Origin of the sequence: Brucella oryzae (genome assembly GCF_041929965.1) — a bacterium.
Lineage (GTDB): Bacteria > Pseudomonadota > Alphaproteobacteria > Rhizobiales > Rhizobiaceae > Brucella > Brucella oryzae.
This window is the reverse complement of the sequence record NZ_JBHEEO010000061.1, coordinates 1-1,221: the sequence shown is the minus strand read 5'-3', so window position 1 is coordinate 1,221 and position 1,221 is coordinate 1. Positions and strand designations below refer to the sequence as shown.

Genomic DNA, 1,221 nt, shown 5'->3' with positions numbered 1-1,221 from the left:
CAGGCTGCTGACAAACCCCTGGCTATGCCTGGGGTTTTGTGATTCATTGGGATATGTTGAAGAAACCAGCCGCCGCACAGACCGCGCTCGAGATGGTGACACTCGATCAACTGGTCCCCAAAGATCATCTGCTTCGCAAGATCGATGCGGTGATGGACTTCTCTTTCATCCATGATCGGGTTGCTGGGCTTTATTGCCCCGACAACGGCCGTCCGCCGCTCGATCCGACCTTGATGTTCAAGGCGCTGTTCATCGGCTACCTGTTCGGCGTGCGCTCGGAGCGTCAGCTGGTGCGTGAGATCGAGGTCAATGTCGCCTATCGCTGGTTCCTGCGCCTGAAGCTGAGCGATGCGGTGTTCGACGCCTCGACACTGAGCCAGAACCGGCGGCGGCGCTTTAACGACACATCGGTCGCCCAGGACATTTTCGACCACATCGTTGAACAGGCGATCAGGCACGGACTGGTCGATGGGACGGTGCTTTATACCGACAGCACACATCTGAAGGCCAATGCCAACAAGGGCAAATACGATCTCGCGATGATCGAGAAGTCGCGCGCCGACTACTGGGCTGCTCTCGACCGGGCAATCGATGTCGAGCGGGCGCTGCATGGTCAAAAGCCTCTGAGGGAGAAAGAGCGCGAACCGCGGGCGACGGAAACCAAGGTGTCGCGCACCGATCCGGAAAGCGGCTATATGGTGCGCGACGGCAAGCCGAAGGGCTTCTACTATCTCGACCACCGCACGGTGGATGGAAAGCTCGCCATCATCACCGACATCCACGTCACACCGGCCAATGTGCATGACAGTCGCGTCTACCTCGACCGTCTGGATCGGCAGCGTCGACGCTTTGACTTCGCGGTTGGCGCGGTCGGGCTGGATGCCGGTTATGCGACAGCGGCCATTGCCCAGGGTTTGGAGGATCGCCATATCCTCGGCGTCACCGGCTACCGCACTCCGACGCCGCCGCGGGACGGCATGATGCGCAAGTCGAAGTTCGCATTCGAAACCGATGCCGATGGCTATCGCTGCCCCGAGGGGCAATTGCTCACCTATGCCACGACCGACCGCAACGGTTACAAGCATTATGTATCCGATCCGGCCATCTGCCGGACCTGCCCGCTGCGCGCATCCTGCACGTCCAACGCCAAGGCCATCCGCACCATCACCCGGCATGTCTGGCAGGACGCCCGCCAACGCACTGACGCCCAGCGTCTCACAG

The 1,221-nt window shown here is 60.8% G+C and carries 1 protein-coding gene; it reads left to right on the top strand.

The window, feature by feature from the left end; translation table 11 throughout:
• Positions 1-53: 53 nt before the first annotated feature.
• The coding region (locus JNC70_RS22720; protein WP_374789050.1) for an IS1182 family transposase at positions 54-1,221 on the top strand (1,168 nt) is incomplete at its 3' end.